This window comes from Brevundimonas sp., assembly GCF_046299595.1.
Taxonomy (GTDB): Bacteria; Pseudomonadota; Alphaproteobacteria; order Caulobacterales; family Caulobacteraceae; genus Brevundimonas.
The window spans coordinates 907609-928983 of record NZ_JBKBHQ010000001.1; the positions used below are offsets into that span (position 1 = coordinate 907609).

Annotated in this window: 14 protein-coding genes and 1 CRISPR repeat array; of the genes, 3 read left to right on the forward strand and 11 right to left on the reverse strand. The window is 66.2% G+C overall.

Annotation, left to right across the window (positions count from 1 at the left end):
* Together ACK4E3_RS04615 and ACK4E3_RS04620 are read right to left on the reverse strand one after the other, a co-directional pair.
* The gene (locus tag ACK4E3_RS04615) at positions 1–1221 is read right to left on the reverse strand and encodes an RtcB family protein (protein ID WP_409697020.1); all 1221 of its coding nucleotides are present in this window, start codon (positions 1219–1221) and stop codon (positions 1–3) included.
* A gap of 130 nt (positions 1222–1351) precedes the next feature.
* The gene (locus ACK4E3_RS04620; RefSeq protein WP_409697023.1) at positions 1352–1537 is read right to left on the reverse strand and encodes a hypothetical protein; all 186 of its coding nucleotides are present in this window, start codon (positions 1535–1537) and stop codon (positions 1352–1354) included.
* A gap of 188 nt (positions 1538–1725) precedes the next feature.
* Here ACK4E3_RS04620 and ACK4E3_RS04625 point away from each other — a divergent pair, with 188 nt between their 5' ends.
* Positions 1726–2295: a hypothetical protein gene (locus ACK4E3_RS04625; protein WP_409697026.1), complete on the forward strand. Its 570-nt coding sequence runs from the start codon at positions 1726–1728 to the stop codon at positions 2293–2295.
* Complete coding sequence (locus ACK4E3_RS04630) at positions 2228–2788, forward strand: autotransporter domain-containing protein (protein WP_409701067.1); 561 nt, start codon at positions 2228–2230, stop codon at positions 2786–2788. Before ACK4E3_RS04625 ends, ACK4E3_RS04630 begins: the two co-directional genes overlap by 68 nt.
* Positions 2789–2917: 129 nt before the next feature.
* Positions 2918–9839: a CRISPR direct-repeat array (repeat unit 29 nt; unit sequence CGGTTCATCCCCGCGCCCGCGGGGAACGC).
* Between the two features lie 80 nt (positions 9840–9919).
* Here ACK4E3_RS04630 and cas2e read toward each other — a convergent pair.
* The 8 genes from cas2e to cas3 all read right to left on the reverse strand — a co-directional run bounded on the left by cas2e (position 9920) and on the right by cas3 (position 18180).
* The gene (gene cas2e, locus ACK4E3_RS04635) at positions 9920–10210 is read right to left on the reverse strand and encodes a type I-E CRISPR-associated endoribonuclease Cas2e (RefSeq protein ID WP_409697029.1); all 291 of its coding nucleotides are present in this window, start codon (positions 10208–10210) and stop codon (positions 9920–9922) included.
* Positions 10207–11163, reverse strand: a complete 957-nt coding sequence (gene cas1e / locus ACK4E3_RS04640) for a type I-E CRISPR-associated endonuclease Cas1e (RefSeq protein ID WP_409697032.1) — start codon at positions 11161–11163, stop codon at positions 10207–10209. The genes cas2e and cas1e overlap by 4 nt, the downstream gene beginning before the upstream one ends.
* Positions 11160–11828 (reverse strand): type I-E CRISPR-associated protein Cas6/Cse3/CasE, encoded by a 669-nt coding sequence (gene cas6e / locus ACK4E3_RS04645; protein ID WP_409697035.1) that lies wholly within the window; start codon positions 11826–11828, stop codon positions 11160–11162. The genes cas1e and cas6e overlap by 4 nt, the downstream gene beginning before the upstream one ends.
* Positions 11825–12511, reverse strand: a complete 687-nt coding sequence (cas5e, locus tag ACK4E3_RS04650; protein ID WP_409701070.1) for a type I-E CRISPR-associated protein Cas5/CasD — start codon at positions 12509–12511, stop codon at positions 11825–11827. Before cas5e ends, cas6e begins: the two co-directional genes overlap by 4 nt.
* Positions 12511–13575, reverse strand: a complete 1065-nt coding sequence (gene cas7e / locus ACK4E3_RS04655) for a type I-E CRISPR-associated protein Cas7/Cse4/CasC (protein ID WP_409697038.1) — start codon at positions 13573–13575, stop codon at positions 12511–12513. The genes cas5e and cas7e overlap by 1 nt, the downstream gene beginning before the upstream one ends.
* Positions 13572–14096 (reverse strand): type I-E CRISPR-associated protein Cse2/CasB, encoded by a 525-nt coding sequence (casB, locus tag ACK4E3_RS04660; RefSeq protein ID WP_409697041.1) that lies wholly within the window; start codon positions 14094–14096, stop codon positions 13572–13574. The genes cas7e and casB overlap by 4 nt, the downstream gene beginning before the upstream one ends.
* Positions 14093–15565: a type I-E CRISPR-associated protein Cse1/CasA gene (gene casA / locus ACK4E3_RS04665; protein ID WP_409697044.1), complete on the reverse strand. Its 1473-nt coding sequence runs from the start codon at positions 15563–15565 to the stop codon at positions 14093–14095. Before casA ends, casB begins: the two co-directional genes overlap by 4 nt.
* Before the next feature lie 107 nt (positions 15566–15672).
* Positions 15673–18180: a CRISPR-associated helicase Cas3' gene (gene cas3 / locus ACK4E3_RS04670; protein ID WP_409697047.1), complete on the reverse strand. Its 2508-nt coding sequence runs from the start codon at positions 18178–18180 to the stop codon at positions 15673–15675.
* A gap of 322 nt (positions 18181–18502) precedes the next feature.
* On the opposite strand from cas3, the gene ACK4E3_RS04675 reads away from it, so the two are divergent.
* Entirely contained in the window at positions 18503–19516 is a 1014-nt protein-coding gene (locus ACK4E3_RS04675) for a pentapeptide repeat-containing protein (protein ID WP_409697050.1), read from the forward strand.
* A 9-nt stretch (positions 19517–19525) separates the two neighbouring features.
* On the opposite strand, the gene aspS is transcribed toward ACK4E3_RS04675, so the two are convergent.
* A complete protein-coding gene (gene aspS / locus ACK4E3_RS04680) occupies positions 19526–21316 on the reverse strand; it encodes an aspartate--tRNA ligase (protein ID WP_409701073.1) in 1791 nt (596 codons plus the stop codon).
* Positions 21317–21375: the final 59 nt, after the last annotated feature.

Consider the following 21375-nt stretch of genomic DNA (forward strand, 5'->3'; position numbering starts at 1 on the left):
TCATCCCTTTACACACACCACTTGACGCAGGGTGTGCACCACTTCGATCAGATCGGACTGGGCCGCCATGACCGCATCGATGTCCTTGTAGGCCATCGGCGTCTCGTCGATTACGGCGGCATCCTTGCGGCACTCGACCCCTTCGGTGGCACGGACGTGATCCTCGACCGTGAAGCGCCGCCTGGCCTCGGCGCGGCTCATGGCCCGGCCGGCACCATGCGAGCAGCTGCAGAAGCTTTCTGCATTGCCCTTGCCGCGCACGATGAACGACCTGGCTCCCATGGAGCCGGGGATGATGCCCAGCTCGCCCTGCTTTGCCGACACGGCGCCCTTACGGGTCAGGAAAACATCCTTGCCAAAATGATGCTCCCTGGTGACGTAGTTGTGGTGGCAGTTCACCGCCTCGGCCGTGGTTCGAAAGCCGGGCCAGTGCGCACGCAGCACCGACAGCACCTGATCCATCATTACCTCGCGGTTGGCCAGGGCATACCGCTGCGCCCACGAGACCGCGCGCACATAGTCGATGAAGCCCTCCGACCCCTCGGGGAAGTAGGCGAGGTCCTGGTCAGGCAGGTTCAGGAACCAGCGCCGCGCTTCGTGCTTGGCGCGTTCGATGAAATAGGTGCCAATGCGGTTGCCCACGCCGCGCGAGCCGGAGTGAAGCATCACCCACACATCGCCCGCCTCGTCGAGACACAGCTCGATGAAGTGGTTTCCGGTTCCCAGTGTGCCCATGTGGCCATAGCCACGCGGGTGCGCCGCCTTGGGGTGCTTTTGCACCATGGCGTCGTAGCCGGGCTTCAGCGCCTCCCAGCGCGCATGCGCGCTGACGGGCGGAGCATCGGCCCAGGCACCCCTGTCGTTACGACCACCGTTGTCGGTCCGGCCATGGGGCACCGCCGCCTCCATGGCCGAACGGATCGCCGACAGGTCATCGGGCAGGTGCTCGGCCCGAATGGAGGTCCGCACCGCCATCATGCCACAGCCGATGTCCACGCCGACCGCAGCCGGAATGATGGCTCCCACGGTGGGGACGACCGAACCCACGGTCGCGCCCTTGCCCCAGTGCACGTCAGGCATCACAGCCAAGTGCCGGTGAATGAACGGCAGCGAGGCCACGTTCTTCAGCTGCTGAAGCGCCGCGTCCTCTATGGGCACACCCCGCGTCCATGCCTTGATGGGCACCTGTCCGGGATCGTCGATCACATTGAAACCGCTCATCGCGGCATCTCCTCTGTCTGGTTCCCTCCGAACCGGACGGCGGGGTGATGATCGTGCAAATGCAAGAAACCCCTCCGGCCGATGGCGGGAGGGGTTTTCTGGAAAACCGAAGCCTGAAGACTTCCGTGACCTATGTACCCTCCACGCGCGCGCCAATCCCCTCGACCGGCTGGCGGTCGAGATTCACGTACATGCCTGTGGTGGGGTGTAGGTTGAACATCATTATCTCGTCTTCGGTGCGATGCCAGTAGCCTAAGGTGATCGCAATCACAAGTGTCATCTGCGATGCGAAAGCTGTCATCTTTGTCAGGATCACAGTGCATCACACCTGACATCATGCTGACAGACATCGGCTGACCTCGACAGCCTGATGACAGGCTCTCGTGATCTGATCCTCCACTGTTGCAATCGACGGGCCGGATTCGGATCGCGCGACGGCGGAGGTGAAAACCTGCCTCCCGGTGCGCACCGTGACCTAACCCGCCGAGGGAGGTTGGAGGCGACATGACGAGGTACGCACACGCTGTGGCGGCAGAGACCACAGGCGCAGGCACGATGCTCACCCATGAAGGGCTCACCCATGAAGGCGCACTGCGCCCTGCGGTCCGCACAGAGGGCTATGGCTCAGGCCTGCCGCACTTCGCCAGAACAGCCGATTTCGCCCTGCGCGAGCCGATGATGCTGGTGACCATAGGCCCCTGGCCGGACTGGGCTGCCCTGGCCGAAAAGCTTGAGGAGCTTTTCTCAGAGGTGATGCACTTTTCGACCTGGTCCGACGCCCGGGCCCTGTGGCGCAGCGCCGGTCGCGCCCTGCTGGTCGCTTCTCCTGGCATATCGCGCCTCGATCTGTTCGAGATAAGCCGCACCGCGACGGCGGACAAGAAGGTCATGCTGCTGGGCATGGATGATTCCGTGGACCGCGTGGTCTGCCTGAACATGGGGGCCGACGAGGCCCTGGCAGAGCGAGGACGGGATCTTCATCGACGGCGTCTTCGGTTACGGCGATCTGTCGTTCGAATCCCGGCGCTGGGCCTCCGGCCTGAACGGACAACCCGACGCCTTTGCGATCGGTGAGCGGACCGGCGACATGCGTTTCGTGTCGGGCACGGTGGGCCGCATGGCCGACCTGGGCCAGTTGCGGCGCAGCGTGTATCTGCGAATGGACGGGCGCTGGATCACTCTTGACGCCTTCACGGAGACCGGTGCGGGTCTGGCATCGCTCAGCTGGGAAACGGTTGAGCAGGACAGCCTGTCGGCGACCCTGGGGGCGTCGTGGGCCTGGCTGTTCGACCTGCGCGAGCGGGGCAGACTGTCAACTTATTTGCGCTTCGAGTGGAGCCACGAGTTCCAGGCCATGGGAGAACAGGGAGTGCGCTACGCAGACTGGACCTCCAGCCCGGTCTATCTGGTGCGCATGGACGGCTGGTCGCGCAACAGAGCCAGCGTGAACTTCGGTGCCGAATGGAGCCTGACCGACCGCCTGGCTGTGGGTGCCGGCTATCGCGGACAGGTCGGAACCCGAAGCCGCAGCCATGGCGCCGAACTCAGCTTCCGCTGGACGTGGTGAGGACCCACATGCAGGCCAAAGCCTAATGAACCTGCGAACGCCTACGGGGCCGTGTGAACCCAGGCGTTCCAGATCGATGGGGCGGGTCCGCTGGCCGATGGTTGGCTCGACATCCACCGCGATGCGCTGCGGTTCATCCCCGCGCCCGCGGGGAACGCTGGCCACCAATACCAATGGCACGGCAGGCATCCGGTTCATCCCCGCGCCCGCGGGGAACGCTCAGCATCGGTGATCGCAGAGGTCAGGGTAGCCGGTTCATCCCCGCGCCCGCGGGGAACGCCCTATGACGTGGCCGCGCTTTTCCTCGCGCTGCGGTTCATCCCCGCGCCCGCGGGGAACGCGATTTGGTCCCGGGTTTCGATACGGGCACGCTCGGTTCATCCCCGCGCCCGCGGGGAACGCAGCATGGCGACCGTCACCGTGAACGGCAGCACCGGTTCATCCCCGCGCCCGCGGGGAACGCGGCTAGTCAATCCGCCGATAAGCGCCCCTCTCCGGTTCATCCCCGCGCCCGCGGGGAACGCGGCACGACCGCGACCGGGGGTCAGGGCGGGGGCGGTTCATCCCCGCGCCCGCGGGGAACGCTAAGCGACGCGGTGCTGGCCGCGCACCCGGCACGGTTCATCCCCGCGCCCGCGGGGAACGCGTCAGTGGGCGTTTTGCAGCGGGCCTCAAGTTCGGTTCATCCCCGCGCCCGCGGGGAACGCTCTCTGGCTGTGAACCTGCCCAGCCCGGAGCACGGTTCATCCCCGCGCCCGCGGGGAACGCCAGGGACAGGCCTGATCTGGCGCGGCGACCATCGGTTCATCCCCGCGCCCGCGGGGAACGCAGCTCCCCGTCGCTGTAAGCAATGGCCCGGCCCGGTTCATCCCCGCGCCCGCGGGGAACGCGTCACCCGCACGTTGGCCCGACCGTAGGAGAACGGTTCATCCCCGCGCCCGCGGGGAACGCGCCAGGATCAGGCGCTGACGGGGGGTGTGGGCCGGTTCATCCCCGCGCCCGCGGGGAACGCATGCCCGCGCCCCCATGTAATCGCTGTCATACCGGTTCATCCCCGCGCCCGCGGGGAACGCTGCGACAATGCGATGATCGGGCACTGGATGGCCGGTTCATCCCCGCGCCCGCGGGGAACGCATCAGCGACAACAACATCCCTGCCCTCGACTTCGGTTCATCCCCGCGCCCGCGGGGAACGCTTCAGGCCTCCACCCTCTGTGAAGAAGCTTTTCGGTTCATCCCCGCGCCCGCGGGGAACGCGGTCCTCCGTATCTGTTACCGGCCATGCCCACCGGTTCATCCCCGCGCCCGCGGGGAACGCGCTCCATCTGTTAGGGAACAGGGCGGGATTGCCGGTTCATCCCCGCGCCCGCGGGGAACGCATCAGCATGCCGCGCTCGGCATCGGTCAGGGGCGGTTCATCCCCGCGCCCGCGGGGAACGCTGCGACAATGCGATGATCGGGCACTGGATGGCCGGTTCATCCCCGCGCCCGCGGGGAACGCGTGCTGACGTGGTGGTTGATGATGACGACCTGCGGTTCATCCCCGCGCCCGCGGGGAACGCGCTGATGTGACGGTGCTCATGGGCGGCCAGCCCGGTTCATCCCCGCGCCCGCGGGGAACGCTCGTTGCCGCTCAGCTCAAACGACACCTCGATCGGTTCATCCCCGCGCCCGCGGGGAACGCGATGCGGGCGGGGCGGGTCATGCGTCACCGCCCGGTTCATCCCCGCGCCCGCGGGGAACGCCCGGCCTCGTAGGCCAGCTCGGAGAGCGTGCGCGGTTCATCCCCGCGCCCGCGGGGAACGCGGATTCCGCTCGCGCTTACCTCAACTCCACAACGGTTCATCCCCGCGCCCGCGGGGAACGCCATGACCCTCGACGAGCTGGCCCGCGATGACCCGGTTCATCCCCGCGCCCGCGGGGAACGCTGAGCGCCCCCCAGATCATCGTCGCCGCTCTCAGGTTCATCCCCGCGCCCGCGGGGAACGCCGTATCGGCAGGCAAGGGGAACTGGTCATCGTCGGTTCATCCCCGCGCCCGCGGGGAACGCGATGTGTCAAGCGGCGGGGCAGCGCCCGAGGACGGTTCATCCCCGCGCCCGCGGGGAACGCGGCCACGACGACGGTGCGCCCGTGCGCTATGGCGGTTCATCCCCGCGCCCGCGGGGAACGCAATAGTCCTAGCGTTCATTTCAGCGGGCAAACCGGTTCATCCCCGCGCCCGCGGGGAACGCTTCGGCTTGAAGGGGGCGAAGAAAACCTTACCCGGTTCATCCCCGCGCCCGCGGGGAACGCTAGCCGATGACACTGCGAAGGCGCTCGTCGTTCGGTTCATCCCCGCGCCCGCGGGGAACGCCCCGACCTGGAAGGCAACCGCCCTGGGGACGGCGGTTCATCCCCGCGCCCGCGGGGAACGCCGAACTCGGCTACGTCCCCACTCACACGAGACCGGTTCATCCCCGCGCCCGCGGGGAACGCGCCATACTTTTCGCGGAACTCATTGGCCGCCGCGGTTCATCCCCGCGCCCGCGGGGAACGCCTGGCCGCCTCCTCGCGGATGAGGGCGAACCGCGGTTCATCCCCGCGCCCGCGGGGAACGCTTCTCGCGCTAAGGTCGGACGTGTTGCGTGGCCGGTTCATCCCCGCGCCCGCGGGGAACGCTTGCAGAGATCAGAAGCAGGGCGGCAACCCGGCGGTTCATCCCCGCGCCCGCGGGGAACGCATCGGCACCGACCGGCAACGCTACCTGCCCGGCGGTTCATCCCCGCGCCCGCGGGGAACGCATGGCGGCGATCTCACCGGCAGACCGACCGTCCGGTTCATCCCCGCGCCCGCGGGGAACGCACTGAGCGCACGGCCAGCGTATTCGTGGAGTTCGATTCATCCCCGCGCCCGCGGGGAACGCCATTTCGACGGGCGGGGTGGCAGTTCAGCGAACGGTTCATCCCCGCGCCCGCGGGGAACGCCATCCGTTTGCGGCGGCGCGCATGAGGGCGGTCGGTTCATCCCCGCGCCCGCGGGGAACGCTTTCGGCGCGGTCGCAGAGCTTCAGCCAGTCGCGGTTCATCCCCGCGCCCGCGGGGAACGCCCTCTGAGCCAGCGCCCCGCGCTTTTGCCGATCGGTTCATCCCCGCGCCCGCGGGGAACGCACATCATGAGCCCCCTCGACGAGATAGAGCTGCGGTTCATCCCCGCGCCCGCGGGGAACGCTCGGCCAGGCACAGCAGCCACGCCGCCCGCGCCGGTTCATCCCCGCGCCCGCGGGGAACGCGTGTTGGGCGGCATCCGCCAGCCCTTCGTGCGCGGTTCATCCCCGCGCCCGCGGGGAACGCGAAGAGGTGATGTTCCACGCGCGGCTGTAGTGCGGTTCATCCCCGCGCCCGCGGGGAACGCATAAACAAATGTTTGTTCATGTTCCTGAACGCCGGTTCATCCCCGCGCCCGCGGGGAACGCACTGGCCTTGTCACCGGGAGCAGGAGTGACGGCGGTTCATCCCCGCGCCCGCGGGGAACGCAACTCTTGCGGAAGCGGGGGTGGAACGTCATCCGGTTCATCCCCGCGCCCGCGGGGAACGCGCCGCCTTGATCGCCGCCGCATCCGGCTCGCGCGGTTCATCCCCGCGCCCGCGGGGAACGCCGGCGACGGGTCAGGCCCGCCAGCACCTTGCCCGGTTCATCCCCGCGCCCGCGGGGAACGCGCATAGTGTGAGCGCAGACTGTCAGCCAGGGTCGGTTCATCCCCGCGCCCGCGGGGAACGCCATGATGGTCACGACCTGATCGCCGAAGGTTTCGGTTCATCCCCGCGCCCGCGGGGAACGCGCGCGGATTTTGGCGCGGGCGGTAAGTGCCGCCGGTTCATCCCCGCGCCCGCGGGGAACGCGTGCTCGGACATATCACCTCATCTCTCAAGCGCGGTTCATCCCCGCGCCCGCGGGGAACGCATCGGCGGCGCGCTCGACTGGCGATCCATGACCGGTTCATCCCCGCGCCCGCGGGGAACGCCAAGGCGCTGCTGGCCCGCCTCCGACTGCAGGCGGTTCATCCCCGCGCCCGCGGGGAACGCCCAGACAAACCCGCCCAGCCATCCGCCGAAACCGGTTCATCCCCGCGCCCGCGGGGAACGCGATACGAACGCCACGCGGTGTCCCTTCGTGGAGGGTTCATCCCCGCGCCCGCGGGGAACGCGGGGCGCGGCCCGAAGCCCGAGGTGATCCGGCCGGTTCATCCCCGCGCCCGCGGGGAACGCATCTGCTGGGGGCTGGCCAATGATCGTATTTTCGGTTCATCCCCGCGCCCGCGGGGAACGCGCAGCAGTCAGCAAACGATTGTTGATGCCGCTCGGTTCATCCCCGCGCCCGCGGGGAACGCGCGCTCCCTGGCCACGCTGTCGCGTTTCTCGGCGGTTCATCCCCGCGCCCGCGGGGAACGCTCGCGCAGAATGTCCTGGTCGCGCGCCGTGGCCGGTTCATCCCCGCGCCCGCGGGGAACGCTTGGTGATTGCCGCGAGCAGGTCGGGGTCAGCCGGTTCATCCCCGCGCCCGCGGGGAACGCAATGCCGAACGTTTGCACTTCCATGGTGCGTCCGGTTCATCCCCGCGCCCGCGGGGAACGCACAGAGCAGCCACGAAACGCGATGCCCTCGATCGGTTCATCCCCGCGCCCGCGGGGAACGCGCGTAGAAGGCGTAAGTGGCAAACTGATCGCCCGGTTCATCCCCGCGCCCGCGGGGAACGCATTATACTGCGAACCGAACCAGAACACACCATCGGTTCATCCCCGCGCCCGCGGGGAACGCTGAGCCTCGTCAAAACTTCTGACCTCGTGGTGCGGTTCATCCCCGCGCCCGCGGGGAACGCGAAATCATCAAGCGCATCGGGCGCTCGCCCGACGGTTCATCCCCGCGCCCGCGGGGAACGCAGCGATCAGCGCGTCCTCATAGGAGAACCCGGCGGTTCATCCCCGCGCCCGCGGGGAACGCGTGCGCGTGGCGCACAGCCCCGATGGCAAGGACGGTTCATCCCCGCGCCCGCGGGGAACGCGTCACGCGGACGTTGGCCCGACCGTAGGAGAACGGTTCATCCCCGCGCCCGCGGGGAACGCGCCAGCGAGTTTCAGCTGCGCGGGTGCTTTGCCGGTTCATCCCCGCGCCCGCGGGGAACGCCGGATCACGTCGCGCGCAAACCGGGCCATGGCCGGTTCATCCCCGCGCCCGCGGGGAACGCCGGCGCAGCAGGGTCGTGAAGAACTCGGCGTACGGTTCATCCCCGCGCCCGCGGGGAACGCATGGCCAGACCGTTCGCCTGACCAATGCCGATCGGTTCATCCCCGCGCCCGCGGGGAACGCCCGGCACGGCCATGAAAAGCATCGACACCCGCCGGTTCATCCCCGCGCCCGCGGGGAACGCATCCACACGGTGAGCATCACGCCGATTGCCCACGGTTCATCCCCGCGCCCGCGGGGAACGCTCGAAGGCTGCCTGAAGTTGGGCAATCATGGCCGGTTCATCCCCGCGCCCGCGGGGAACGCTCGCGCACGGCCCGGAAATACTGCAGCTTGGTCGGTTCATCCCCGCGCCCGCGGGGAACGCAAGTAGAAGCCGAGGATCAGCAGCATCCCGTCCGGTTCATCCCCGCGCCCGCGGGGAACGCTCGGTGGCGGCGTTGCGATCAGCTACATCGCCCGGTTCATCCCCGCGCCCGCGGGGAACGCTTCGGCGTGCTGGCGCGACTGGCGCAGCTCGCCGGTTCATCCCCGCGCCCGCGGGGAACGCCGAGGAACGTGTGCTGTGAAATACCCCACCACCGGTTCATCCCCGCGCCCGCGGGGAACGCTAACCGATGCTCAGCTCGTCCAGAGCGCCGCCCGGTTCATCCCCGCGCCCGCGGGGAACGCGCGGTCTGGCTTACGTCCACAAGGGTGAGGTGCGGTTCATCCCCGCGCCCGCGGGGAACGCTCTGTTCTGCGTGCCGAACGGGTTATTCGGCGCGGTTCATCCCCGCGCCCGCGGGGAACGCTACGAGGCCCCCGGCTGGACTGTGCCCCTGCGCGGTTCATCCCCGCGCCCGCGGGGAACGCGCGGCGGGGCGCAGACTCATGCTGGGCCGCCCCGGTTCATCCCCGCGCCCGCGGGGAACGCTTGGCGAGCAGAGCATCACGCAGCGAGCCGACCGGTTCATCCCCGCGCCCGCGGGGAACGCCCCATGAACGGGTCGAGGACGGTTCCCCCGGCCGGTTCATCCCCGCGCCCGCGGGGAACGCCTTGATGCCCGCCCGTGCGAGCCGCAGAACGTCGGTTCATCCCCGCGCCCGCGGGGAACGCTACCGCGTGAGCCCGCCCCGGATGCGCTGCGTCGGTTCATCCCCGCGCCCGCGGGGAACGCGTGCCAGCGTCAACGTGGACGAGCGCACCGGCCGGTTCATCCCCGCGCCCGCGGGGAACGCACACGGTCCACGATGAACAGGCTGTAGCTGCCCGGTTCATCCCCGCGCCCGCGGGGAACGCCTGCGCGTCACCCTCGGGCTGGACTCTGCCGCCGGTTCATCCCCGCGCCCGCGGGGAACGCGCCAAGGTCGCCTCCGGGGTCCAGAACACCGGCGGTTCATCCCCGCGCCCGCGGGGAACGCCTGCATACGCCGACCGACATTGTTCAGGTGCCCGGTTCATCCCCGCGCCCGCGGGGAACGCTTGGCCACCGCGCGCAGCTCGCGAGCCTCCGCCGGTTCATCCCCGCGCCCGCGGGGAACGCTCGCAGACCAGCCCCAGCTCGTCCGGGAAGCCCGGTTCATCCCCGCGCCCGCGGGGAACGCGCGATCTGCGAGGCGCTTGAAGACGGCGAAACCGGTTCATCCCCGCGCCCGCGGGGAACGCTCTGCCAGAGCCTGACCGTCTCCGGGCTCGCCCGGTTCATCCCCGCGCCCGCGGGGAACGCCGGAAGCGAAAGGGTCAGACCACACCGGATGCCGGTTCATCCCCGCGCCCGCGGGGAACGCCGCAGGGCCTCTACCAGACCGATCTCGCCAGCCGGTTCATCCCCGCGCCCGCGGGGAACGCTCTTGCTGCAAGCTATTGCGCCACAATGATTTTCACAATGTCAAAGACCGCACCAAAAAATCGTCAGCGGAGCAAACACCTCACTCTGGCACCGCAGAGACCTGGAAAGCCACAAGTTTCAAGCCATCAAAATCGACAGGAATCCGCCTGTTTCGCCCCGCTGTCAGAAAGTCATATCCCTGGTCTGTAGGCGCCTTCCAGACCAGTACCGCATCACCACCATCCAGACCGAGCAAGATCTGCTCCCAGATCATCTCGCGTGTGCGCGCGGAATAATTGCCCACGTAGACACCGGCGCGCACTTCCACCAGCCATGCCGCCAGCCGTCCACGCAGTCGGGGTGGGGCGTTGGAGAGCACAGCGACCATCATCTACGATGTCCCGGATCGCCTGACTGCCCTTCTTCGAACGCCACCGGCATAGCCTCCTTAGGCACCTCAGGGCGCGGCAGTTCACCCGCCGAAAGCACGTCCTCAATGGCGGGAATAAGTTTGCCAAGCAGACCCTCGCGGCGGAAGGAATCCCTGCAGGCCAGACGCACGGCCCGATCAGGCGCCATGTCGAGCCTACCCTTTTCTGCCAGGCCCGCGATCCGGAATGCCTCGGGTACCACTGTTTTCAGTTTGAAGAGATCGGCAATGTCATAAACAAACGAGAGCGGCTTGCCCGTGTGCAGGAAACCGATTGCCGGCGCATAACCTGCAGCCAGAACCGCAGCCTCAGTCAGGCCGTGAAGACAGGCTGTCGCTGCCGACAGACATCGATTGGGCATATCCGAGGCCTCCCAATCGGATGGGTCGTAGCGGCGGCGATTCCATTTGACACCATATTGTGCGGCCAGGTGTCGATAGCTTTCGCGCACGCGCACGCCCTCTATCCCTCGCAGTTGCTCAATGGAGCGACGCGATGGCGCATCCTCGCCGAAACGCAATGCATACATCCTGCGTACGACTCTGAGCCGAGCCGCATCGTCCAGAGCGATCCGGGCCTGCCACAGCAGCCGGTCCGAACGCGCACCTCCGGGCTGACCCGCAGAATAGAGACGGACCCCGGCCTCGCCCACCCATGTGATAAGCGTGCCAACACGCGCGGCAAGCGATACAGCTGCATGCGATATTCGTGCTCCGGGTTCGAGCATTATGCCCGCCAGCCCTCCGACAGGAATTTGTGTGCGAGTCCCATCGGCATTTATCGCAACGAAAGCGCCATCCTGAACATCCAGCCGCGCGCGCTCCACAAAGATCAGCGAGGCTCTGTCCTTGAGAGGAATCGGCCTGGGTGGCGCAAGGCCAGGCATGTCCTTTCTTCTGGCCCCATCGCTCATCTGGCTCTGCGCACAAGCATCAGTCCGCAGCCAAAGGCCTTGGCGCGGCCAAAGCCCCTTTGCATCCGGGCAAGAAACGCATCGGGATCCTCAAGCTGAACTTTTCCAGACAGTTCAAGGATGCCAAAGCGAAGACGATCACTGCGCCCGCGAGAGTCAGGCAGGGTTTCTGTCAAGTAGTCATGGGCCACAGCCTCGATCACACGAAAGCCAGAGGATGCTCCTTGCCGTTCGAGCCAGGCCCTACCCTCCTGCCCAGCGAGATGCATGCGCTGAGCAGCACGACTCGGCTGGGGCAAGGCATGAAGCGCATCCATCACGACATCGACCCGCGAGCCGCCGGGCTTCGCCCGCGTCGCGTTAGCCCTCAGGCGAAACTCGAGCTGATCGCCTGCTGAGAAGACCGGGGCGAAGGGCTTTACCTGATGGGGAGCGAACAGGTCCGTCTGGGCGGGCGGGCGTTCGGACAGAACAAGGAAGCTGCCATCGCTCTCTTCACGCCACAGAAAGTCGCGCTTGCGATCCGGGCCGTCACTGAAAACTGACCACAGCAGGTTATGCTGAGCCGAACGCCGCCGTGGTCCGTCCTGCGGGCTGAGCAGGCCTGATAACGCACGGGTGGACGGGCTGGACGACAGGCGAAGCCGACTGAGAAAGAGGGTCATGCGTTCACCCCCGCAACGATCTTGACCGGGCGCAGGACAACACGGCGGGGCGCGAAGTGCCAGAGACCCCGGTCAAGCGGGATGTCGTGAACGATTTCGCCGTTCGGATCGGACGTGACCAGATGGGTGGCGACCGCACCGCCTGGCGCTTCATGCCATCGCGGGACCGCGACTCGCGCAAGGGCGGTTTCGGCATTCTCGGCATTTACAATATGCGCGCCGGTGGGCGCAGCCAGCGGGCATGACTTTCGCCCGAGGTATAGCGTGAAGCGTGGCGCCTTCAGCGCAGCCTCCAGCTCCTCCAACCCCTCACCGCGGACAGCAACACCATACAGCACGCCTGTCCGGTAATCGCGCATGGTGATCGCAGTGTTGGTCTTCCCTCGGCCCGCAGCGCGCAGGGCTTCGGGCCGAGAGTTCGCCGATTTGACCATAGTGGATGGAACGGTCTCGACCGTGTGATAGTCACGCAGTTGCGCGCCGGCCTCGAAGATGGCGATGTCGATTTCCAGCGCATTTAGGGCCGAAAAATCCCCCTCGCGCCGGGTCCCAAGTGCCGCTCCGAGCAGACCGATGATCGCCGAACGCGCGGGCCAGACGAGCGAACCACGTCGCTCGTGCCCGGCCAACTCGCCCATCGCCCCGATCGAAGCCGTCAGGCTGAATACGAGGTAGGGCTGCATCAAGCCGCCCGCACCGTCTCGCCGGCAAAGCGGACAATTTCATCTAACGTGCCACCGACACCCACCTCCATGCGGCAATCGGAGTCCCAAACCCGACCGTAAGCCTGATCGATTGCAGCACGTGTCTCGTCTAGGGCCTTGACCGAACTTGCCATCAGGGGCTGCTCCTTGACCGGGGCGAAGAAAGCACCGGAAAGATCGCGTGGCGCCTGCCTGCCCGCCTCGGCAAGTACCAGATGCGCGCGAGGGTGGTGTGCAAAGCTGTTCTGCTTACCGCGCGGCGTGGTCTGCGCCAGAGCTCTGGCCAGCGCTTCAACGGCCCTGACCGCCAACTCGCGATCTCCGTCGAGGTTCTCGATCAGCAGATCGCAGTCAATACAGACGTACTGGTAGTAGATACCCGAGCCATAGCCTGTCTCTCCCAGGTGCCCAGCCCCGGTGTCCTCGGCCTTGTTCAGGTCGTCAACCGCAGAATACCAGTCCTCCTCAACCTGAGAGGCATGGGTGGTGATGGCATGGGCCACCTGCACCGCCGCGTCACGATTGAAATCGGCGTCATCGGCCAGCATCCGTCCGAACATGGCAATGTCAACCGCTCCGTCCGCCCTGCGAAGCACCATTTTTTTCAGGTCTTTTTCCTTGGGCAGGTCCTCTCCGGCGGCGACCTTTTCCGCAAGTTCCTCAGCAAGTTTACGCTCCTGCGGCGAGATAAAGGCGAGGGTTGTGGCGAGCCTAGCGCCTTCGTCCTTCTTCGACGTTTCAAGCTTACCGAAAATGGCCGCTGCTGTTTCGGCAGCCTTGGGGATGTCACCCTCAGGGACACCCTTTTCTCTGAGATGCTCAACCAGCAGGGCGTACAGACGCTTGGTGCGGGTGCCAATGTTTCCCTGAAGATCGAGAGCGAAGAAAGCGCTCTCCCTCAAAGCCCGCTTCAGTGACTGCGACGACATGCGCAGTCGGGGCGCGCCGCCCACCATGGCCTGTTTGGGGCGGCCCTGATCATCCCGGTTCGGGTTTGATGGGCCATAGCTCGTCAGCAGATGAAATTGCAGGAAAGTGGTCATTCGATCGTCCCCCCGGGGTGTTCGTGGTCAGGTGCTTCCTTGCGTGGCGCATCAGCCCCGAAGTAATGGAAGCACCACTTATTACGGGTCTTGTCGTTCCAGTAGATGATGTCCTCGGCGAGCGAGGCGACATTGCAGCGGCATTCGGCCATGATAATCGCTCGTCGCAGCAAGCCGGTCAGTTCATCGCCCTCCGCCCGGATGAGCCTCTCGAAGCGGGAGCGGGACAAGACCGGCTCAGCGCCTCCGAGCTGCTGGGCCAGTGTCTTGCCATTATGCTCGCGAACTTCGGCCAGCAGGCATACCAGCCGCACCAGCTTCTCCGCCTGACCTGGCCCCAGCCCAAGATCGTTCGCCAGAGTGTGAACCTGAGGTTCGCACAGTACGGCCAGCGGCCCGGCGGCGCGGCGCAGACGGGCCGAAAGACCACGCGCCGCCGCATTCTCGCGTGGGGCGATATTCTGGCTCCACCAGCCCATGGCGACCGCGCCAGGGCGTGCGCTCTTCGTGGTTCCGCTCATGCTGCTTGTCCTCTCTTAGTGTCTGGCAGCGACAGACCGAGCACCCTGAAAAGCGCGTCGCCACTCCTGCCGTAGCCAGCCAGCGTCATGCTCAAATGTTTGCGGGCCTGAACGATTTTCTCGATCTTGCCGGCTTGACGTCGGTAGAGTTCAGGTAGCGCCACGGCGTCGAATTGTCTCAACGCTTGAGTAGCCAGGTCACGCAGCCACTCGCTTCCAGGATCATTACCCGCATGAAGCGAGCGTACATGTTCAAGAAAACGGGTTTCGGTAGCGCGGAAAAATTCCTCGCGCTCCGCATCGCGCGTCTCGCCCTCTGCCATCACCGAACCCAGGGCAGTTCGCAGTGCGCCGGCGACCGCTTCTGCCGCCTCGACGAGATCGGCCAGCCTGAAGGCCGCATCTTCAGGTAGCTGGAGCGATGGCTGCCGGGAGAGGATGAAGTCCCGCGGCTTCATGTTGTCCATCGCCCAGCCCGCAACGATAACCGATCCAGCCCCGCGGCGATCCCCCCACAGACGCAGAGAATGTGCGAGTTCGGAGAGTGCCTCGGCTTCATCATCGCGCTCACTCTCGATAACGATGCCTAGCCAGTTGCGATAACCGAAGCGCCCGGCGCGGGGATGGCGAGGCAACCACTCGGTGCCGGGTTTCAGGCGGTAGTATGGACTGAGCGGGTGCTTCCAGAGAGCGTAGTTGGTGCCATAGGGTCTCTGGACGACGCCGGTGATTTCTCCCCCATCCGTAACCAGCCGCAGGCGCCGCGGCATGCCGAAGAATGCCTCGACACCGAAAACCTCACCTTCCGGGGGCAAGGTCTGCTCACCGTTTTCAGAGGTGCGCGTGGGGCGCATCCAGGGCAGATCGTCGATGCGGCCCGGCCGCCCCAGTGGCACATTCGCCCACACGCGATCCCAGAGATGTCCGGCGGGATCAACCAGCGTCACCAAGGGACCGCCCCCACGCATTGAGGTGCGGTTTCCCGCACCGCCGGATGGCGCGAAGGACTGGAATGAGTAGATCGCCATCGCCGCCAGCGGCAAATCCAGCGCCGGGTATCGTCCGCGATGGACCATGAGGTCGGCATTGTTGCGTGCCGTATTCGCCCCGGCACTGTCGATGAATAACATGTCCACCGGATTGGGATCGCCGGAAAGCGGCTCTAGGTCCTGCATGAAAAGCGGGCCGTCGCCGATCAGATTGAAAGCCGGAGCAAAGGGCGCGAGCTTCGCTCGCAGCCGCTCGGGATCGCCCGCGGCCCGCCCATCCCACTCGCTGTTATTGGCGGGTGGATCGGCGAGAAAGACCAGCCCGATCAGAAGTTCATAACATGCGATGTTGAGGTCGGGACGGGGCCAGCCCGGTTCCAGAATGTCCGGCTCGGCCATCTGCCAGGGCGCGATGACCCGCCGCCGTCCGTCAGCGCAGATGACGGGAATCCATGCATCGTCGATCAGATTGAGCGACATGCCTGCTCTCCCAAGATGAATAATAGGCTGCGATTCGCAGAAAAACAGCTTATAGTTGCGCTTCAATCGTAACGAGCGCTACGATACTTTTCTATAGTCCCAACCGATTATCGGACTGAGAACACCAGTCCATGCTCGCTACCATACTTCAAGCCCTCGCAGATCGCACCGCCCTCCTCGACCGGGCAAAGGATGTGCGAGGCCCGTTTCCAAGTCGGCCAATCCTTCTTGACCGCGCGAATATCGGGAGCGGCCTGGTCTGGCAGTTCCAGCCGAGCAACGCGTCTGCTCGCAACTGAAACCTCCGAGAGCATCCAGGCTTCGTCGTCTCCGGCGTCGAACCAAGGTTCGAGGCCATCTGCTCCGCGACGCGCCAGCACCAGAACCACCTGCTCATCACCCAGCCGCGTCGGGTAACGCGCGTCATCATTGCCGCGCCCACCCATACGATACCCCTCTGCCCAGTTGATGATATTGTGAACTGCCTGCGTCTGCGCCGCCAGATTCCTGCCCTCGATCTCCAGTTCTGCCTGTTGCAGGGGCGCCGGGACCGGCTCCGCTGCGTCGCCATGCACCGCCTCTATCAGCGCACGCAGCCCCGCAGGCGCGTCGATCAAACCGGTCGAGAACAGAACCCGGGCACTGCGCCAGACAGTCGAGACTGGATAGACCCAGGCGCCGCTATCAAGCGTGCCGTGGAGCCAGCGCGGATCATCCACATGTCCGGGGTCAGGCGAGAGCACATGAAGCACCGGAGCGGGAACCGGGCGTGATACAGCCGGGCGCTCTTCCGTGTGGCGCCAAAGTCGACCTGCGCGCTGAATGAGTGCCGCGACCGGGGCGATGTCAGAAACCATGACATCAAAGTCGAGGTCCAGCGAGGCTTCCAGCACCTGCGTGCCGACCAGAACGAACCCTTCGCGCGCGCGCCCCTGTCTGCCGGCACGATCCAACACGTCCGCCTCAATGCGCTTGCGATCGCCCAGCGCATATCGCGCGTGAAGCAGATGCGCCTCGATACCCGTCTCCCGTAATGCTGAAACGGCTGTTATGGCGTCATCGACCGCGTTGCGTATCCATACGCAGGCCGCGCCCCTGGACGCATTTTCGACGATCAGGCGCACTGCGTCTTGCGCAGCATCCAGTCGCTCGACTTGCACGGCACCCCTTGTCGGTCTTGGATCGGCAGGAAAAGCAGTGATCGCATCGCCAGCAGCTATGGTCAGCGCCGGGTAGGCGGTGCTCTCCGAGGCGCCCTCATAGGTCGAGAGAAGCTTTGCGCGCAGATCCAGCGGCAGTGTCGCCGTGAGCAATATGGCCGAGCCCCCTGCGGCTCGGTGCATCCTCAGGAGTTCGACCAGTTCCTTGGCAATGTAAGGCTCCCCCATTTCGTGGACCTCGTCGACGATCAGTATCTTCGACGACAGGGCGAAATGGCGCAAAGCCTGGTGCCTGACAGGCAAGACCGCGAGCAGAGCCTGGTCGATCGTGCCTACGCCAACATCTGCCAGCAGCGCGCGGCGGCGACTTTCCGCCAGCCAGTCGGCGCAGTTGGGCTCATCCTCCTCACGATTGCCTGATCGCGTGTCGGTCACCAGTCGGCGAAAGCCCTCTGACAGTCCTGACCGGCCGTGCGCAAGAGTGAGCGAGGGGGCGTGGAGCATACGCCCCACCGCCCTGGCTGCACGCGCGAACATGGCATCAGCCGTTGCCATTGTCGGCAAGGCAAAGAAAAAGCCTCTGCCCTTCCCGGCAGCGATCATGCGCTGCGCCAGTATCAAGGCTGCCTCGGTCTTACCCGCTCCAGTCTCTTCCTCAATAATCGCCAGGACCGGTCGCTCGCCTGGCAACGCTATGTCACTGCAGGCTTGCTGCATGGGCCGCAAGTCGAAGTCGAAAATGCTGCCATCCAATACCCGCGCACCCTCAAGGCCCGCTTCACCAACCGCCACTTCAGCGCGCTTGCGTGCATCCGCGAGATATTCAGCAAGCGAGGGACCGAACGGCCTTGGCTCGAACCAGCGTGTGTTCGAGCCGATCCAGTCAGCGGCGGCGCACAGGCCGGGCAGCCACCACGTCAGGGCCGTAAGAGATTCACTTTCGGGCTCCAGATCCGCCAGCGACGCCCTGGGCCACATATCGCAGAAGGCGTCAATCAGGTCTCCGGCCGGCCCCTCCCCTTCTCCGATCTGTCGACGCGCAATGAAAACTTGTCTGTTGCCCCCTCTAAGAGGCAGTGATCCGAGCGCCCGAGAGGAAGGCTGTCCATGGTGTCCCGCCACCGAAGCATAGAGCGCCTGACGCATACGCGGCACACCGCCAATGCGAGCAGAAAGTCGTTCGTCATGCAGATAGAACAGGACTTCGGATAGTTCCCAATGCCTCCAACCCTGCCCCGTCCCATCTCGAAGCATTGAACGGAAGCTCGTGCTGATCTTGCCGATGTCATGTAGCCCGACAAGCAGCACGAGCGCATCACGTAGCGCAGGCGGATAGTCAAAGTGCGCGGTCAATCGTTCCGCAACCGCCGCAACATCAAGCATATGATATGCTGCGGGATGCTCACAGCCGCCGTCATTGGTCGTACTCTTCCCAGGCCACTCACCCCAGTTCATCGTTTCCTCGAAAGGCAGCGATCCGTATCCTTGGCTGCCACATGACAGTAACGCTTTTCAATAGCCGGACGGATTACGCGGCCCAGCAGCCACCTGACACTCGATGCCGCCCGCCCTCTCGATGCACCCAAGGACGCTGCTGATCTAGTCCCCGCCACGCTAGACTGGTGCGCTACGGCTAGCCGAACACGCCGCTTCCCTGACCCGGGGCGGGCGGCATCTGGCTGCACCCTCGCAGGCGTTCAGTTGGCAGCCCTGTGACCGGACGTTACCGCGATTTAAGTGGCGCGGACGGCGCGGCGGGGGCAAAAGCTGAAGCGTGATGAAACAAGCCCTTGCCCCTCATGCCCCGGCCCTTGGCGTCAGGTTCAGCCCCGTCTGGACCCGCGCTTCGGACGCCGGCAATGCTCGCGGCAAGCCCGCCCTTGCTGCTGCTGCCAGCGCTGCTCAAGGGATCGCCCCCCTGCTGCTGGCTGCGGCCCTGGCCCTGATGGCCGCCGCCCCGGCCCTGGCCGACGATCAGCGCGGCGAGCAGTGGGGCGATCAGGAAGTGGCGCGCATGGTCTCGTTCGGGGGCAACTGCAATCGCTGCGAGCTGTCGGGCCGCGACATGGCCGGGGTCAGCTTCATCGGCGCCAACTTCAACCAGGCGACCCTGGTGGGCGCGAACCTGCGCGGCGCGCAGCTGGTGGGCTCGAACTTCTCGCGCAGCGATTTCAGCCGCGCCAACCTGACCGGCGTGAACATCACCGGCGCCAACTTCCACCAGTCGATCTTTACCGATGCCAATCTGACGGGCGCGGCGGCGACGGGCGCGAACTTCCATCAGGGCGTTTTCACGGGTGCCGAGCTGAACGGCGCGGTGCTGATGGGCGTGCGTATGCGCGAGGCGGTCCTCACGCGCGCCAGCTTCCGCGAGGCCGAGATGTTCGGCGCCGACCTGACCCAGGCCAATGCCACCCGCGCCGATTTTCGCGGTGCGAACCTGAGCGGCAGCCAGCTTGCGCGCGCCGATTTCGGTCAGGCCAGCTTCCAGGACGCCAATCTGCAAGGCGCGGTCCTGAGCGGCAGCCGTTTCTCGCGGGCCGATTTCAGAGGGGCCGACCTGCAGCGCGCCGACATTCGCAATGCCGATCTGTCGGGAGCGCGCAACCTGACCCAGCAGCAGGTCTCGCGCGCGTGCGGAGACAGCCGCACCCAGCTGCCGCGCGGCCTCAGCGTGAACACCTGCGCCGCCTCGCGCATGGTGGTGGTCCAGGCCCCGCGCCCGCCCCAGCCGCCGCGCCCGCCCGCCGCGCCCTCGCCGCGACAGGTGTTCGCCTTCACCGGCGACTGATCCGAAGCCTTACGCCTTTATCGGCGGGCTCAAACGGATGTGCAGCTCTTTGAGCTGGCGCGCCTCGACCTCGGCCGGCGCATTCATCAGCAGGTCCTGACCCTGCTGGTTGAGCGGGAAGGCGATGACCTCGCGGATGGCCTGCTCGCCTGCCAGCAGCATGACGATGCGGTCGATGCCCGGCGCCAGACCGCCATGGGGCGGCGCGCCATAGCGGAAGGCGTTTAGCATTCCGCCGAACTGCTCCTCGACCACCTCGGGACCGTAACCGGCGATCTCGAAGGCCTTGAGCATGATCTCCGGCTTGTGGTTACGGATCGCGCCCGAGCACAGCTCATAGCCGTTGCACACGATGTCATACTGATAGGCGAGGATGTCGAGCGGATCTTTGGTCTCCAGCGCCTCCAGCTCGCCCTGGGGCATGGAGAAGGGGTTGTGGCTGAAGTCGACCTTCTTCTCCTCGTCCGACCACTCGAACATGGGGAAGTCCACGATCCAGCAGAAGCGGAAGGTGTCCGGCTCGATCAGGTTCAGCTCCTGGCCCAGCTTCGTGCGCGCATTGCCCGCGAACTTGTGGAACACGGCCGGATCGCCCGCGGCGAAGAAGCAGGCATCGCCCTGTCCCAGATCGAGCGCCTTCATCAGCGCATCGGTCGGCCCGGCACCGAGGTTCTTGGCGATGGGGCCGCCCCACGCCCCCTGATCCTCGGACCAGAAGATGTAGCCAAGGCCCGGCTGGCCTTCGCCCTGTGCCCATGAGTTCATGCGGTCGCAGAAGGCCCGGCTGCCGCCGCCTGGCGCCGGAATGGCCCAGACCGCATTCTTGGGGTCCGTCGCGAGGATCTTGCTGAACAGGCCAAAGCCGCCGTCACGGAAGTGATCGGACACGTCCTGCATCTCGATGGGGTTGCGCAGGTCCGGCTTGTCGGTGCCGTACCTGGCGATGGCCTCGCGATAGGGGATGCGCACGAAGGGATAGGGATCGACGGCCTTGCCGTCCGCAAACTCCTCGAACACGCCGTGCATGACGGGCTCGATGGCGGCGAACACGTCTTCCTGGGTGACGAAGCTCATCTCCACGTCGAGCTGATAGAACTCGAGCGAGCGGTCCGCGCGCAGGTCCTCGTCGCGGAAGCACGGCGCGATCTGGAAATAGCGGTCGAAGCCCGAGACCATCAGCAGCTGCTTGAACTGCTGGGGCGCCTGGGGCAGCGCATAGAACTTCGAGGGGTGCAGGCGCGAGGGCACGAGGAAGTCACGCGCGCCTTCGGGGCTGGAGGCGGTCAGGATCGGGGTCTGGAACTCCAGAAAGCCCTGCTCGACCATGCGCTGGCGGATCGAATGGATGACCTTGGACCGCAGCACGATGTTGCGGTGAAGCGTCTCGCGGCGCAGGTCCAGATAGCGGTGCTTGAGGCGGATTTCCTCGGGGTAGTCAGGCTCTCCGAACACCGGCAGGGGCAGCTCTGCGGCCTCGGACAGCACCTCGACCGCCTTGACCTGCACCTCGATCTCGCCGGTGGGCAGGGCGGCATTGACCGTATCGGGCGTGCGCGCCACCACCTCGCCGTCGATGCGGATCACGCTCTCGGCGCGCAGGCGCTCGGCGGCCTCGAATCCGGGCGTCTCGGGGTGCAGAACCAGCTGGGTCAGGCCATAGTGATCGCGCAGGTCGATGAACAGAAGCCCGCCGTGGTCGCGCTTTCTGTGCACCCAGCCAGACAGGCGGACGGACTGGCCGGCATCGCGGCTGCGCAGGGCGCCGCAGGTGTGCGAACGATAGGCGTGCATGGTGCTCAGGACATTCATCGAAACAGTGGAAATCGGAGCGCGGAAACGCGCACGCACGCCCCCGATTG

Excerpts from the sequence above, each read along its gene's own strand:
- casA (WP_409697044.1), bottom strand. The coding sequence starts at position 15,565 with ATGTCGCTCAATCTGATCGACGATGCATGGATTCCCGTCATCTGCGCT.
- ACK4E3_RS04615 (WP_409697020.1), bottom strand. The coding sequence starts at position 1,221 with ATGAGCGGTTTCAATGTGATCGACGATCCCGGACAGGTGCCCATCAAG.
- ACK4E3_RS04625 (WP_409697026.1), top strand. The coding sequence starts at position 1,726 with ATGACGAGGTACGCACACGCTGTGGCGGCAGAGACCACAGGCGCAGGC.
- cas6e (WP_409697035.1), bottom strand. The coding sequence starts at position 11,828 with ATGACCCTCTTTCTCAGTCGGCTTCGCCTGTCGTCCAGCCCGTCCACC.
- cas1e (WP_409697032.1), bottom strand. The coding sequence starts at position 11,163 with ATGAGCGATGGGGCCAGAAGAAAGGACATGCCTGGCCTTGCGCCACCC.
- cas7e (WP_409697038.1), bottom strand. The coding sequence starts at position 13,575 with ATGACCACTTTCCTGCAATTTCATCTGCTGACGAGCTATGGCCCATCA.
- cas3 (WP_409697047.1), bottom strand. The coding sequence starts at position 18,180 with ATGAACTGGGGTGAGTGGCCTGGGAAGAGTACGACCAATGACGGCGGC.
- cas5e (WP_409701070.1), bottom strand. The coding sequence starts at position 12,511 with ATGCAGCCCTACCTCGTATTCAGCCTGACGGCTTCGATCGGGGCGATG.
- casB (WP_409697041.1), bottom strand. The coding sequence starts at position 14,096 with ATGAGCGGAACCACGAAGAGCGCACGCCCTGGCGCGGTCGCCATGGGC.
- ACK4E3_RS04675 (WP_409697050.1), top strand. The coding sequence starts at position 18,503 with ATGAAACAAGCCCTTGCCCCTCATGCCCCGGCCCTTGGCGTCAGGTTC.
- cas2e (WP_409697029.1), bottom strand. The coding sequence starts at position 10,210 with ATGATGGTCGCTGTGCTCTCCAACGCCCCACCCCGACTGCGTGGACGG.